The 14664-nt window shown below is 45.2% G+C and carries 9 protein-coding genes; 5 read left to right on the plus strand and 4 right to left on the minus strand.

All coding sequences use genetic code 11. The features are described from left to right. The first annotated feature begins 173 nt into the window (after positions 1-173). The 3 genes from RIG66_RS23615 to RIG66_RS23625 all read left to right on the plus strand — a co-directional run bounded on the left by RIG66_RS23615 (position 174) and on the right by RIG66_RS23625 (position 7535). Positions 174-5498 (plus strand): eCIS core domain-containing protein, encoded by a 5325-nt coding sequence (locus RIG66_RS23615; RefSeq protein ID WP_446381141.1) that lies wholly within the window; start codon positions 174-176, stop codon positions 5496-5498. 19 nt (positions 5499-5517) lie between these two features. Beyond that, positions 5518-6210 carry a hypothetical protein gene (locus RIG66_RS23620; protein WP_446381142.1) on the plus strand — a complete coding sequence of 231 codons (693 nt, stop codon included), beginning with the start codon at positions 5518-5520 and terminating at the stop codon, positions 6208-6210. A 179-nt stretch (positions 6211-6389) separates the two neighbouring features. Continuing rightward, complete coding sequence (locus RIG66_RS23625) at positions 6390-7535, plus strand: YbjN domain-containing protein (protein WP_446381143.1); 1146 nt, start codon at positions 6390-6392, stop codon at positions 7533-7535. Between the two features lie 272 nt (positions 7536-7807). On the opposite strand, the gene RIG66_RS23630 is transcribed toward RIG66_RS23625, so the two are convergent. Beyond that, positions 7808-9352, minus strand: coding sequence for a phytoene desaturase family protein (locus tag RIG66_RS23630; RefSeq protein WP_446381144.1), 1545 nt, complete (start codon positions 9350-9352; stop codon positions 7808-7810). Positions 9353-9573: 221 nt separating this feature from the next. On the opposite strand from RIG66_RS23630, the gene RIG66_RS23635 reads away from it, so the two are divergent. Further along, positions 9574-10137: a hypothetical protein gene (locus RIG66_RS23635; RefSeq protein WP_446381145.1), complete on the plus strand. Its 564-nt coding sequence runs from the start codon at positions 9574-9576 to the stop codon at positions 10135-10137. Between the two features lie 64 nt (positions 10138-10201). Here RIG66_RS23635 and trmFO read toward each other — a convergent pair whose 3' ends face one another. The 3 genes from trmFO to RIG66_RS23650 form a co-directional block, all read right to left on the minus strand. Further along, positions 10202-11560 (minus strand): FADH(2)-oxidizing methylenetetrahydrofolate--tRNA-(uracil(54)-C(5))-methyltransferase TrmFO, encoded by a 1359-nt coding sequence (gene trmFO, locus RIG66_RS23640; protein WP_446381146.1) that lies wholly within the window; start codon positions 11558-11560, stop codon positions 10202-10204. A gap of 98 nt (positions 11561-11658) precedes the next feature. Beyond that, complete coding sequence (locus tag RIG66_RS23645) at positions 11659-12174, minus strand: FHA domain-containing protein (protein ID WP_446381147.1); 516 nt, start codon at positions 12172-12174, stop codon at positions 11659-11661. A 263-nt stretch (positions 12175-12437) separates the two neighbouring features. Further along, positions 12438-13742: a site-2 protease family protein gene (locus RIG66_RS23650; RefSeq protein ID WP_446381148.1), complete on the minus strand. Its 1305-nt coding sequence runs from the start codon at positions 13740-13742 to the stop codon at positions 12438-12440. A gap of 166 nt (positions 13743-13908) precedes the next feature. Here RIG66_RS23650 and RIG66_RS23655 point away from each other — a divergent pair, with 166 nt between their 5' ends. Beyond that, positions 13909-14538, plus strand: a complete 630-nt coding sequence (locus tag RIG66_RS23655; protein WP_446381149.1) for an MBL fold metallo-hydrolase — start codon at positions 13909-13911, stop codon at positions 14536-14538. The last annotated feature ends 126 nt before the right edge of the window (positions 14539-14664 follow it).

Genomic DNA, 14664 nt, shown 5'->3' on the forward strand with positions numbered 1-14664 from the left:
TGCTCGCTACCCATTCCTAATTTAAATGTATGTGTACTAATTCAAGTCAGTTTAACAAAACTTATTCAGTTGACAGCATAAATTTGATCACAATTGTGTTAATTTTCAGCCATAAGCGGATAGAATAAGGGAATTCTGAAGCAGAATCACCGCTAGCGTTGGGGCAGTCGGCAATGTCTTCTCACGAACACCTCTGGAAAAAAGGCTTCTCTAAGCCCAATTCGACACCTGTGCCGAATCCCTTCAAGATACAGAGGCGTCGTGTCAAACCCTTACCACCACCTTTATCGCAACAGGAAAAACTACAGCTCAAACAGCAAGCTGATCAAATCTCCCAGTTAGGTTATAACTCCCACAACATTCCGATTCAAGCTCCAAATCCTACAGCCGTCGCCAATCCAAGTCCGTCAAAATCTGGTGAGGTGGCGAATCAGCCCACAACGCCAGCCGCCGATGCTGTAGACATTCAAGCAGATGCGTTAGATGAGCAAGAGCAAGAAGAGACGAACGAGCGCGACGAGATTTCTTTAGCAGCCGCCTCCGATGGTTCAGCATCAGATGATACTATCCAGCGCCAGGAAATACCAGATGCTGAAGAAGATGAGATATCATCGAGTGAACCTCCAACCGTTCAACGCCAATCTGACACACCAGACACACCTGATCAAGAGACAGAAAAATCAGAAGACTATCACAATTTACTCGAAATTCCGGTAAACGTTCCAGGTACACCGTCATCCTCGATTCAGAGACAGGTAAATCTGGGCAAGTTCACAAATTCCTCTTCTCAGCAAATTCAACCCGCCTCTCACCCCAAATTAAATCAACTCAATGCTTTTAAAACTGGCGAATTCGTACAGCCGCAGCGGATTCAGTCGCCTGTTAAGCCAGTCAATCCTATATTAAATCAAACTCAAACAAATACAGAAACGGTTCAGAAGAAAGCTACACCACAATCATCGGATGCCAGTGAAGCTGAGGCTGCACCGAATCTAGAGCAAGAGATTCAACAGAAACGAGGTAGGGGACAGCCAATTTCCAATAAAATACGCCAGCCAATGGAGCAGGCGTTCGGGGCGGATTTTAGTCAAGTTCAGGTTCACACCGATAGTAAGTCGAACAAACTGAATGAGTCAATCCAGGCTAAGGCATTTACCACAGGTACAGATATCTTCTTTAAACAGGGAGAATATCAACCCGATAATCAGCCAGGACAGGAATTATTGGCGCATGAATTAACTCATGTTGTTCAGCAAAATGGCAATAAAGTTCAGGCGAAAACTGATAGCCAAGTTGCGACAAAGGGAAATAAGTTACAGACAAAAGAACGCCTGGTATCCGGTTTTCCGGCACAACTGAAAATCCAACGCCGAGAAAATCCCCAAGAACAAACAGTAAAAGAGAATAAACCCCAACCAGCACAACCCACTCCCGCACCAGCGCCAGCCACTCCCCAGGTAGCCAATGAAGGTGGGGGTGCAGCAGCACCAGCCATTCCAGAAGAGGCAGATAAAGCCCCTGCAACACAAGGCGGAAACCAACAAGCGGCTGGAGCAGGTGGGGCATCAGCTACCCCAGGCGGCGGTGGCGCAAAATCCCCCAGTTCCCCAGAAGAAGACCCCGCATTTAAAGGAGTGGTAGATAAGGCAAAGGGAGTAGCTGGCAAAGAAAAACAGCATGACCCCGCCGAGGCTGAATCTAAAGAAGCCCAAGACGGCGCTGAACCCCCTGGCAATGAAGTAGAAAGTAAGGCGCAAGATAAACAAGTTGGGGAAATGAACCAGCAGCAGCCGGGAGCCTTTAATGCGAAGGCTTTCAAGGCAAAGCTGATGGAAAAAATTGGCGCAATTATTCCCGATAACGAAGAAGACGCCAAAAAATTCAAGGAGAGTAATCAGCTTGATTCTGTGAGGCAGGATGTCTCCTCACAAGTAACTGACGAGGAAAAAAAAGCGGCGGGTCCGATTGAGGAGAAAACCAAAGCTGCCCCTGACACCAGTGGTGTTGAACCCAAACCTGTCACGCCAATGCAGCCGCCAGAAGCGGGAGATGCACCAACTGATATCAATGCCGAGAAAGCTGCACCTAAACCGAAACCTGATGCTGAAGTATCCGCACCGTTTGAGGCAAATAGTCAAGAATTGGATGACGAGTTAGCCAAGGCGAAAGTCCCGGAAGAGACACTGGAAAAATCAAATGAACCACAGTTTGTGGAAGCGCTAAGTGCGAAGAAAGAAGCACAAACCCACGCTAAAGAAGCCCCACAAACCTATGGTCGGGATGAAAAAGCCACGATTAATAAGGCTGAAGCGGAAGCACAAACGACGAGCCAAACCCAGCTCCAGGGAATGCATGGTCAGCGTTCACAACTGTTGAATCAGGTGATGGGCGCTCAGAGTGAAACTCAGGGCAAGGATACTCAAGAACGGACTAAAATTGCTAACCATATTAATGGTATCTACCAAGATACGAAGAAAAATGTTGAAGACGTTCTTAGTAACATCGATGACGAAGTAACCAAGAAGTTTGATGGAGGTGCTGCAACTGCCAAGCAGATATTTGAGAATTACGTTGACCAGAAAATGGAGGCGTGGGAAGATGAGCGCTATGGTGAATGGTACGACGTAACTGGATGGGATGAGCGAGTTAGTGATAGTTGGCATGGGTTGCCACCAGAGGTTAATCAATTCTTTGTTGATGGGCGGCAAATGTATCTCGATTCAATGGATGGCACACTGACCGACATTGCTAATTTTGTTGCCCAAAAACTGAATGAGGCTAAACAGAAAATTGCTGAAGGCAAGCAGAAAATTCAGGAACACGTTGAGGGTTTGCCGGAAAATCTCCGGAAAGTCGGACAGGAAGCCGCACAGAACATTCAAGGTAAATTTGATCAGTTAGAGGAGAGTGTTAATAACAAGCAGGATGAGTTAATTGACTCCCTGGCACAAAAATACAGTGAGAACCTGCAAGAGCTTGATGCCGAAATCGAGAAGCGCAAAGAAGCAAACAAGGGTCTAAAAGACAAGGCTAAAGACGCCATCGTGGGAACCGTTCAGACCATCATGCAACTGAAAGATATGCTGATGGGTGTTTTGGCAAAAGCCGCTGGTGCCGTGGAGAAAATTATTCTCGACCCGATTCAATTCTTAGGGAATTTAGTTTCTGGAATTAAGCAAGGATTCCAAAACTTTGTCGGCAATATCTGGGAGCATCTCAAGAAAGGGTTGTTGGGTTGGCTGACGGGTACGATGGCAAAGGCAGGCATTCAAATGCCAGAAAGCTTTGACCTCAAAGGCATCTTTACGTTAGTGATGCAGGTGCTAGGGTTAGCCTATGACTCAATTAAGTCACGGACAATCAAGGCTCTGGGTAAGAACGGAGAGAAGGTGTTCAATGGGTTAGAAAAGACCTTTGAAGTCTTCGTTATCTTGAAGAATGAGGGATTAGCGGGTCTGTGGCAGTTCATTCAGGATAAGATTGGTGACCTGAAAGTGATGGTAATTGATACCATCCAGAATTTTGTGATTGAGAGTGTGATTAAGCAGGGTGTGCTGTGGGTGATTAGCCTGTTGAATCCAGCCTCGGCGTTTGCCAAAGCCTGTAAGATGATTTACGACATCATCATGTTCTTCATTGAGCGCGGTAGCCAGATTGTCGAATTGGTGAACGCGGTAATGGAGTCGGTGACAGCTATTGCAAATGGGGCGCTGGGTGGAGCCGCGAAGTTGATGGAAAATGCTTTGTCTAAGGCGCTACCCGTGGTGATTAGCTTTATGGCGAGTCTATTGGGCTTAGGTGGCATTAGTAAGAAGATTCAAGAAATCATTCAGAAGGTGAAAGAGCCGATTGATAAGGCAATTGATTGGCTGATTTCTCAGGCGGTGAAGTTTGCCAAGAAGATTGGTAAGAAACTTGGATTTGGTAAGGGCAAGGGTAAGGGTAAGAAAGAGGGTGAGAACCAAGATGAAAATGAGGGTGAACAGCTTGAGGATAGTGAAGTTGGTAAAACCGTTAACTTCAGTGGTGGAGATGAAAGTCATCGTCTGTGGATAAAAACTCAGGGAACCTCAACCACTGTCATGGTTGCCAGTACACCTACTTCAGTTGAGGCGAAGCTCAATGAGTGGCAAGGAAAGCTGGAATCTCTGCCAGAAGAGAAGCGCCCACAGGCTCAATCGTTGCTTGGTACTGCCGGTCAGCATCTGGGTACAACGGAGCAGAAAGCCCAGAAGACGGCTAAAGAAATGGAGGAGGCGAAGCAAAACTCAGCGGATGAGAAGGCTATTAATGAGGCGGAACAGGCAGATAATCAGACTGAGGCGGCGGAAGAGACTCTGGCTGATGTACTCAAGCAGCTATGTGATTTGTTCGGTGAGGAAGATAATGTAATAAAATGGTGGGAACAGGAAAAAAGATTTAATAATAAAGCTGGAGAATCACACACAATTTTCTTCAAAGAACAAGGCAAATCAGCCGAGCTAATGATAGCATCTGATCCTACGGAGTTGGAAAAATATTTAGATGAACAAGAGCAGTTATATCAAAATAATGCAGATCAATTAACAAAGATAAACAGTGCCAGAGAAATTCATCAAAGTTTGGAAAAAATTACCCGCTCAAAAGTGGAACCTAAAGATGCAGAGGTAATAACACAAAAATTGGAACAGTTGAGTGTTTTATTAATTCAGTTAGGTGACTCAACCTCCGAGGATGTTGAATTACCAGCTCAAGCTGATTGGAGTTTTGGAGGAGGTGCTAATAAATTTGCTCAAGTAGAAAAACTATCGACACAAACAAGTACAGGAGGAACGGCGCCAAGTTCATCTGCTTCTCCAAACGGATTTAAAATTCTACGGATAAATAAACTTACAGAGGACAGCAAGTGGGTACGAATGCATATGATCAGTGCTGCCGTTGGAGGCAAAGGCAACGATGAAAACCTTATTCCTGCTCCCGGATATATTAATACGGGTAGTCAAGTAAAAAGTTTTGAAACTAATGCTAAAAATCTTGTTGAAAACAAAGATGAAAAAACACAAAAACCCAATGTTATATGGATAAGAACACAAGTTAATTCATTTTATCCGGCTAGCACAGGTTCTAGTATAAATTATGGTTCAGCGGATTTTGTTAAAAGTGTTAGTATGCGTGCTGGTTTGTACTTTTATGGTCAGAATCAGTGGCAAAAAGATACAAAACCAAGGATTTCTGAAGACATTAGTATACCTTTGCCTGATTTCTCCAAATCCAGTGTTATATCTATTAATAATAGTGGAGAGCCTAATATTGCAGAGGCTTGTGGTTGTTCAACTACTTTTGCTAGGGAACTCGTAAAAGAACGGAACAAGAATGGAGATTTCTCTAGCATAATAGATGTTGAAATTAGAATGGAAGATTATTGGAATAACGAGCTAAAACAAAAACCGGGAAATCCATTTGAGGTAAACTTACAAAATGTTATTAATGCTTTAAATAATAAAAAAATGAAATTCTAGTATAGATTTATTATTAATTATGATGGAAAAAAAATTAATTCAAAAGTTTAGAGAATTATTGGATGAATTCAACCAAAATAATTGTGTCGAAATAATTCATAGAGAAACGAATTTCCCAAATCATAGTGAATCAGTAAGAAATCGTACTTTTGAGTTGTTCAATAAACGATATGAATATAAAATCCCAGAGAATATGAAAGAACTGGTGTCATTTCCAGCAAAACTTTATCTGCATTGGAAAGTTAGAGACAGTGAAGATCCTGAACTAATAGGGGAATTCTGTCTGCAAAACATTATTAACGTGCTGACTCTAAATGATCGGGTAGATGTTACGAACGAAGACATTGATGAAGACACGAAGACATTGATGAGAAAAGCCCATTATTTCGACACCCAGCCTGAAAAAAGCTGGACTACATCTACCGTATTGATCCCCGAAGAAAACAAAAATCTTCCAGATATTTGGCTACTCGATGATTTGCAATTGTTTAAAATGAACTTGTCAATAGAACAATATTTTGATGTCTTATTTTTGACAAAAGGAATGTACTATTGGCAATATATTTTCTGTGATAAAGCCGCCTATATAGATACATCCTTCTATAAAAAGCGATACATAATGGAAATGCTTAAAGTCTTGCCTGAGATCTTTCCCAGTCGAGATTATTCATTACTAATAGAGCGGTTTCACGAAATCAGTGATGAACCCTAATAGGAAATTATAATGGGGAGCATCCAAAATGTGCAAAAACATTGCTAGCTTTCTCTAAACACCTCATTTTTCCGTTGATTTTTTTGGCTATTTGCAAAATCGGGATGCTCCCTTATAATGCAGCGCCATGTATCAAATCTACTGTTGCCCAATTAAGAATTTGAATATAATGACTATACATGGATGAAAAGATTGAATCGGATAAAATTGATATCGAGTTGACCTTAAGTGACTCCTCAAAATCGCCTCTAACCCTTCACTCCTTCACCCTAGCCCTAACCAAACAAGACGACGAACTTATTGAATGTCGTCTCACCTTCCAAGTTAACCCCCAACTCTACCAGCGCATCGACACAGAAGCACTATTCAATCTCAAGCCAGAAGTGCGAAACCCCCTCTCGGCTGGAGAATTTCTACCCGAACCCGACATCCAAATCGAAACCATTTTAAAACCCGACTTACTGTCTCGCCTAGCAAGAAAGACCATAAACATCAATGAAGCTGCAACCTATATCCTGAATCTCAGCCAAGAACAACCCAATCACCCATTACTCTCTACTGAGAATTGGTTCGCGCTGTCCATCAAACAGCAACAGGAATCAGGCGAGATAGGCTACCGTACCCTCTGGGATTATATTAGTCCAGCCGCCCTTGCTCAAGCCACGACTTCAGGTTCAAGCGAAGAAATTGCAGAAGCAATTACCAACTTCTTCAAAGATTGGACGGAGGCGAATCTATCGGAAGTGACACAGCAAACCACTTCTGAGTTGCTTGAGGGCATAACCAATTTCTTCGATGAATTAGCTGATGTTAGTCTGGATGCCATAGAAAAGCAAGTACCCAGCACTATCGCCAAACCTGAACCATCCAGAATCCAGATTTTTGCGGAAATGGTCAATTTCTTCAAACAGGACGACTGGTCTTTTTACCAAATAAAAGGACAACCTGTATTACAAATGGGATTCCAGGGTAAAAATGGTCAATTTACTTGCTACGCTAGAGCGAGAGAAAACGAACAGCAATTCGTCTTTTACTCAATTTGCCCAGTTACAGTCCCCAAATCCAAGCGTCGAGCGTTAGGAGAATTCATCGCTAGAGCCAATTATGGCATGATTATCGGCAATTTTGAGTTAGACTTTGCTGAAGGAGAAGTTGCCTACAAAACCAGCATTGACGTTGAAGGGTCAACACTCACATTTCCTCAAATGAAGCGCTTAGTTGACACCAACGTGACAATGATGGATCAATATCTACCGGGAATCAAGGCTGTGATTCAGGGAGATGCATCACCAGAAGAGGCGATCGCACAAATAGAAAAGCGGTAATCCGCGATCGCTAATTCACTGATTATGACCTAACTTTTCACGGCAAGTCTAGAGACCTGATTAGGGGCGGGTTTAGTCACATCTGGGTGCAACCAAAAAGATAGTTGTGAAACCCGCCCCTACACACTTAAAACTAACGTTGCGCCACATAACGCGAAAAGTCAGATTATGACGGGTTTTGCCCAATTTCCCTTGTATCCCAGACATTTAAATAATGTAAAGAGCCATAATGCTAATTGTTATCAACCGAATGAAGAATGAACCACCAACTATCATCTAATACAACCAATCTCCCTCAGCATATCTAAATGCTTCTGTACAGGTGCAAGGGTATTCGCTGCAATCATCCCACTCGCTGCAACTGCGGGTAGTCCAATTCCAGGAAACGTGGAATCGCCACAGCAGTATAATCCGGGTAGAGGTGTACCCACTCCGGGAAAGAAACCCGCCCCCGCCTGAATCGCTGGTCCATAGGAACCCCGATACCGTCGCAAAAACCGTTCATGGGTTAACGGTGTACCCACTAAGGTTAAATCACACCGCGATCGCACGTCGGGTATAATTCTTTCCAAGGCTTGCCACATCACTTGCGATCGCACCTGCTTTTGCTGTAAATAGTCTTCACTACGGCGATCAAGTCCCTGCCAAAGTTTGTAAGGTTCATTCCCCGGCGTATAAACATGAATCGTATGCTTTCCCGGTGGCGCGAGGGAAGGGTCAAGAATCGAAGGAATTGAGATCAACACCACATTTTGCGGCGCCGTCACCCCTTTATCCCAATCGTTGACCACAATATGGTGACAGGCTAAATCTGAACGCAATCCTTGGGCGTCAATCCCCAGATGCAGATGCATGAAACTCTCACAAGTGGGTGTAGCTTGTCGAGACTGGCGAAATTCTCTAGGAACTGCATCATCAGGTATCAGTTTCAGCGTATCCCAAACCGAGGCATTGGACACCACTCCCTGACGCGCCCGGATTTCCTTACCCCCGCGTAATCGCACACCAACCGCCCGATTATTCTCCACTAAAACTTGCTCAATATGAGCATTTAGCCTCAGTTGACCCCCGTGTTTTTTCAGTCTCCGTACCAAGGCTTCCACGAGTGCGCCACTTCCCCCCACGGGATAATCTAAGACAACATCCGGTTGATACCAATCCGCAAACATAAACGCCATCTCTGCGGCGCTGGTTCCATTCGCCGGAAGTCCAGATAGGAGGAAACAGAGGAGATTTAACCAGTTGCGTAAGAAGGGGTCAAACACCACATCATCCATAATCTGGCTAAAGGGTCCCGTCAGTTTCATGACATTTAGCCCATGTTGCCACATTGATGGCGCAAATCGTCCCACCGTCAACGCTACCCCCAAATCCCAGCGTACCGCCGCCGGAGGAATTGCGATCGCAGCTTTTCCCAAAGGTTGCATTACCTGTTGTAATGAACGCCATTCCGCTACCGCCTGATTCCCGCGCAGCTTGGCGAGTACCTCAGCAAATTGTGACGCCCCCACCGAGGTGTCAAAATCCCCCTCTGGTAAACAGCATCCCCAGGTATCGTAAGTCAGACAGGGGAGTTCCTCACCAATCGCATCCAGAACTTGACGCAGGGGGTTCGGGGAAGGACTGTAGGATAAGCCAGAGTATAGCGAGGGACCCGAATCAAAGGTATAACCATTGCGGACAAAACTGTGTGCAGCCCCACCAGGAATCGAGTGGCTTTCACAAACTGTGACATCAACGCCATAGCGGGAAAGCATTGCGGCGCAGCTTAGACCGCCGATACCACTACCGATAACAATAATATCTGGACAACTCATTATATATTGCGATCGCGAACTAATTGAGGGACTCGATGCCGAAGAGCAAAAGCTTCTTTTGTCAATATAATCAGGTATCTACCCGCTGACAATCACGAGTCACCTAATCCCTAAGTAATTATACCCAAGCTTGAGGGGTATTTTTAAATTAAACTAGATTAGGAGGATATATATCCTTAAAAATTGGCAAATTTTTATCCTGTTTTATTTTCGGGATTGTCATGAAGCAAGAAATGATGTTTAGTAAATTCGATTTATTAAGCTTTATATCTTTTGGTCTTATTTGTTCAGTTACGTTTAGTCAAAGTCCAGCCTTAGCACTTCCCCTGGAGGAAATTGACGATATTATAGACAGCATAAATGATGGAATTGAGGAAATTAATCGCACTGGGGAAACGATAAATGAAATCACAGATTTTTTAGGGATTGATGGAGATGATGATGAAGAGGATGAAGAGGATGAAGATGATCAGTCCAACAAAAAAGAAAAATTATTCAGACTCTATGCAACATGGTATAAAGGCTTATCTCCATCCGAACAAAGACTTGTTTCCTGGCTGACTTTAGAATATGCCAAGAATCAAGACATGACTTTCACCATAATTACTTCCCGTGAAGGGTTTTCAGAAAAGCCGCTTCAAGAACAGGCTAAAATTGGGCACATTTACCATAAGTTTGATGCCATTTATAAGGCTGTCGAAGAAGATAAAAGTATTTTTTTCTCGTTTGCGTTTTGTGTAAATAGTGGTTCTGATAGTTGCCCAGTCAATGAATTATTATTGTGATGGCAACATCAAGTCATACCTACGGATATAATAGTTCTTTGCATTTGGCGTAATTTGGTCTGAATCAAGCCGCCGAGACTTGGCATTTCTGGCGCCAACTCTGCAAATCAGCTAAAGCGCGATCGCGATACGCCCCATACCGCTCTTTTTTCCCTTTAATCCGCACCCCTAACGGTGGTAAAATACCAAAATTGGGTGGCATGGGTTGAAAGTGTTTCGGTGAGGCGGAACTAATAAACTCAAATAATGCCCCCATCATCGTCGTTGGCGGTAACGTAATCGGTTCCAATCCCAACACCAACCGCGCTGCATTTGTCCCCGCTAACCAACCCCCAGCCGATGCGGCTGTATACCCTTCCGTTCCCATCAATTGACCCGCCGCTAACAGGGTTGGACGATTTTTAAACTGTAGTGTGGGATACAGCAATTCGGGCGAATTAATAAACGTATTCCGGTGCATCACGCCCATCCGCACAAACTCGGCATTTTCCAATCCTGGAATTAACCGAAAGACTCGCTTCTGTTCGCCCCAACGCAGGTTTGTCTGAAACCCAACCATGTTCCACAACTGACCCGCCTTATCTTCTTGGCGTAACTGTACCACCGCATAGGGGCGTTTACTCTGATTTTCTGGGGCGCGAAAATCTCCCTGACGGCTATCAAATAATCCCACAGGCTTCAGGGGACCATAGCGCATCGTATCTTCCCCCCGTCGCGCCATTTCTTCAATCGGTAAACAGCCTTCAAAGAACTTTGCCGTTTCTTGCTCAAAATCCTTTAACTCGGCTTTTTCCGCCTGACACAATTCCTGCCAAAACCGTAAATATTCCTCCCGATTCATGGGACAATTCAGATAAGCGGCTTCTCCCTTGTCATATCGGGACGCCATAAACGCAATCTCTTGATTAATCGACTCCCCGACGACAATCGGCGACGCGGCATCAAAGAAACTGAAATAGTCCATCCCGGTGAAGCGCTGCAAGTCTGTTGCTAAAGCTGGACTCGTCAGCGGACCTGTTGTCAGCACCACAACCCCATCTGGGGGAATTTGTGGCACTTCCCCCCGCCGTAACTCAATCAAGGGATGACTGGCAAGGGTTTCGGTCAAATCGTGGCTAAATACCCCCCGATCTACCGCCAACGCCCCCCCAGCCGGAACTGCATGGTTATCTGCCTTAGCGATAACAATAGAATCCAGACGGCGTAACTCTTCATGCAACAACCCCGCCGCGCGATCGCTAGATAGCGCCCCAAAGGAATTACTACAGACCAATTCTGCTAATTCTCCGGTATGATGGGCGGGACTCATCTGCACTGGGCGCATCTCATGGAGTACCACAGACACACCCGCTTGGGCAATCTGCCACGCGGCTTCCGTACCCGCTAATCCACCACCAATTACCTGAATTGTCTGTTGTTCCATGTCTTATTTAGTATCACACGTACTCCCAATTGACCCATGACTAATGACGACGAACCCCTCCTAAAATTTAAATTTGATGGAGTAAATTCTGCTCGACTCTAGCCGTCTAACACACTGGGGTCAATTAGAGTAATATCAAACGGGTCTTGAGATCCGCCTTGTTTGTCTTCGGACTTAAGTCTTTTATCTTCGGGCTTCAGTCGGTAGTATTTCGCACTCACGCCTGAACTACCGCTAAACATAACGTGATCGCTATCTTTAAGTTCGTAAGCACTAATTTTACGACCATTAACCAAGATACCATTGGTGCTAGGTTGACCTTGGAGATTGCCATCCATAATTTTGTAGCAGTAAGACCCGTCATCAAGTGCTATCCGTCGTAACGTCGCATGTTGGTTCGAGACAAACATGGAGAACAAGCGGATATCGCAATTCGGCGATCGACCAAGGGAATAGACTTCCGCGTCTAAGGGAACGATTCGGCGTCCTTCATCATCTTCCACCAGCAATAGATGGCTTTCTTTAGCATCTGAAGCTTCAGAAGGCTGATGTAAGTCCTTGGGGGTGCTGTTGTTGGCAGGTTTATGGAATCGGGAAGTTTCAGTTTGAGACATTTTTTTTATCCTTGGGTTGACCGAAGGCGGTAACAACGACAAGCGAATAACCCACAGTGGTTTAATTTAGTTTAACCATTGGGCGATCGCAACTCTTCGGGACAAGGGAGATAAGGGAGACAAGGGGACAACAAATATTTTAGCAGGTTAGGATTTGCAGCTACTCGGCATTAGGCGTCCCTGGAGAAGGCTCTAGCGAGTAGAAGAAATAAGATTTTGTTGTTTCTTTCATGCTACATCGAAAACTACAGGAGTGGTGACGCCTAAAAATTCAACCATTGAGACAGGGTTCCCGGAACGGGTAAGAGAATACTCACCAAAACAGTCAGCGCTAGCAATCCAGCCAAATCCCGCCAGTTATCCAATTCTGAAACATCGTTCAACGCGGGTTCATCGATAACGGGTAGCAAGATTAAAATAATCGCCCACAGGAGTAAATCGGGTTGTAGGAATGCCAAAACCAACATCAATAAGCGACTCAGTTGACCAATGGCTGCACCGGTTCTCTGTCCAAACATGGCGTGGATAATATGACCGCCATCCAGTTGACCGACGGGCATTAAATTAAACGCCGTGACGACTAACCCAATATACCCAGCCACAGCGACTGGATGCAGGTTGATTGCCATATCTGGCATGAATTCACTACCTAATGCCCATTTGCCGAGGACTGACAGCAATAGGGAAAAACGCGGATCTAAGGATTGGATATTTACCAATCCCGATTCTTCCGTCAACGGAACCGGACTAGAATGGGCTAACCCCCAGAACAGCAGGGGAAGGGCAACCAGTAACCCTGCCACGGGACCAGCAATGCCTACGTCAAATAAGGCTTTGCGATTAGGTACAGGCGATCGCATCTGGATAAATGCGCCAAAGGTACCTAAGAAAAAGGGTATAGGGATAAAGTAGGGCAGAGTCGTCCGCATTTTGTAATACATCGCGACGAGGTAATGACCGAGTTCGTGAACCCCTAAAATTGCCATCAGGGCTAAGGCATAGGGCAATCCTTTGAGTAATGCTTCTGGGTTGGATTGCACTTGTTCGGGCGAAAGTCCGGCAATCTGAGTGGCACCCACCACAGTTGTGGTAAATAAGGTAATCACAAAGAGAGCTAATGCTAGCCCCGGTCGGGTTAACTCGTCCTGCAACCGTTTCCCTCTAGACTGGGTGTAGGGGTTGGGAACCAGGGCAAAGAAGGGTTTCCCACTGAAGCTTTCCTGAAAAATCACAAAAAAGCGATCGCCAAATTCTGCCTCAACATTTTTCCGCACTGTTTTGTAAGCCGCATCCGGATTGGTACGGAGTTTACCCCGACATAAAACCGCTTGGGGACGATACTCCAGATTTTGGAGATAGTATACGCCCCAAGGAAAACAATTTCGCAGTTCCGTTTCTTCCTGCTTGGTTATTGGACGCAGCCCTAACTTTTCAGCCGCCTGGGAAACGGTTGATCCAGTCGCTGAGTTTTGAGAGGGTGTCGGCATCCGGTTCATCCTGGTAACCGAGTACCTGCCAATAAAGTAGGCAATGAAAACAAGTAAAATTAGGAGTAACCAGAGTTCCATGATGTACAGATACCCATTCGTAATAAAAGCAAAATTTTGACCCAGATGAGTCTGATTAGTCCAAGTGGCTAATGATTACAGACCAATCCGTATTGTGCAACCTGATTTGTATCAAACGGATCATCGTGTTTTTCGTTCCAGATCGTCGCCCAATCTACAAGCTACTGTGTTCAAATCCCCACGCCTAGTCCTTAATCACATTTTCGCATTTCCACCCAATCGTGACACCTTAGGAGGTACAGCTTATTTCATTGTAGAGAATGGGACTGGGGTGTTGATTGATTGTCCAGCTTGGAATGATGTCACTCACCAATTTTTGCGGGATCACGGCGGTGTCTCCTGTCTGTTCATTACCCATCGCGGCGGTATCGGCAAAGCCCAAGAGATTCAGGACGCCTTTGGCTGTAACCTGGTGATTCAAGAACAAGAAGCCTACCTGCTACCCAGCGCCCAAGTTACCCCCTTTCAGCGAGAGTTGACAATTTGCGATCGCTGTACTGCCTTATGGACACCGGGTCATTCTCCGGGTTCCGCTTGCCTTTACTACAACCAGGAAGGGGGCGTATTATTTTCTGGACGCCATTTGCTACCGAACCCAGAGGGAGAACCTGTACCGTTACGAGTGTCAAAAACATTTCACTGGCAACGGCAACTTCGCAGCCTCCAATTTCTCCTTGATCGCTTTACACCAGACACCTTGAGTTATATTTGTCCTGGCGCAAACACCGGGGCGCTGCGGGGGAAAGGCGCGATCGATCAGGCTTATAAACGGCTGTCTCAAATTGACCGAGTTTGATGGTGTAAAGGCGGGTTTCACTATTATCGTTTCTTCCCTCACCCCGATGTCACTAAACCCGCCCCGACTAATTTTTGACGGTTCAGATCAGATCTAATTTAATTTTTGCGTCCCCTGAATCCCCAG

This window comes from Coleofasciculus sp. E2-BRE-01 (genome assembly GCF_040221695.1).
Lineage (GTDB): Bacteria > Cyanobacteriota > Cyanobacteriia > Cyanobacteriales > Coleofasciculaceae > Coleofasciculus.

What these genes read in the sequence shown, in the direction of transcription:
- RIG66_RS23630 (WP_446381144.1), bottom strand. Translation starts at nt 9,352, where the DNA reads ATGAGTTGTCCAGATATTATTGTTATCGGTAGTGGTATCGGCGGTCTA.
- RIG66_RS23625 (WP_446381143.1), top strand. Translation starts at nt 6,390, where the DNA reads ATGGATGAAAAGATTGAATCGGATAAAATTGATATCGAGTTGACCTTA.
- RIG66_RS23615 (WP_446381141.1), top strand. Translation starts at nt 174, where the DNA reads ATGTCTTCTCACGAACACCTCTGGAAAAAAGGCTTCTCTAAGCCCAAT.
- RIG66_RS23650 (WP_446381148.1), bottom strand. Translation starts at nt 13,742, where the DNA reads ATGGAACTCTGGTTACTCCTAATTTTACTTGTTTTCATTGCCTACTTT.
- RIG66_RS23620 (WP_446381142.1), top strand. Translation starts at nt 5,518, where the DNA reads ATGATGGAAAAAAAATTAATTCAAAAGTTTAGAGAATTATTGGATGAA.
- trmFO (WP_446381146.1), bottom strand. Translation starts at nt 11,560, where the DNA reads ATGGAACAACAGACAATTCAGGTAATTGGTGGTGGATTAGCGGGTACG.
- RIG66_RS23645 (WP_446381147.1), bottom strand. Translation starts at nt 12,174, where the DNA reads ATGTCTCAAACTGAAACTTCCCGATTCCATAAACCTGCCAACAACAGC.
- RIG66_RS23635 (WP_446381145.1), top strand. Translation starts at nt 9,574, where the DNA reads ATGAAGCAAGAAATGATGTTTAGTAAATTCGATTTATTAAGCTTTATA.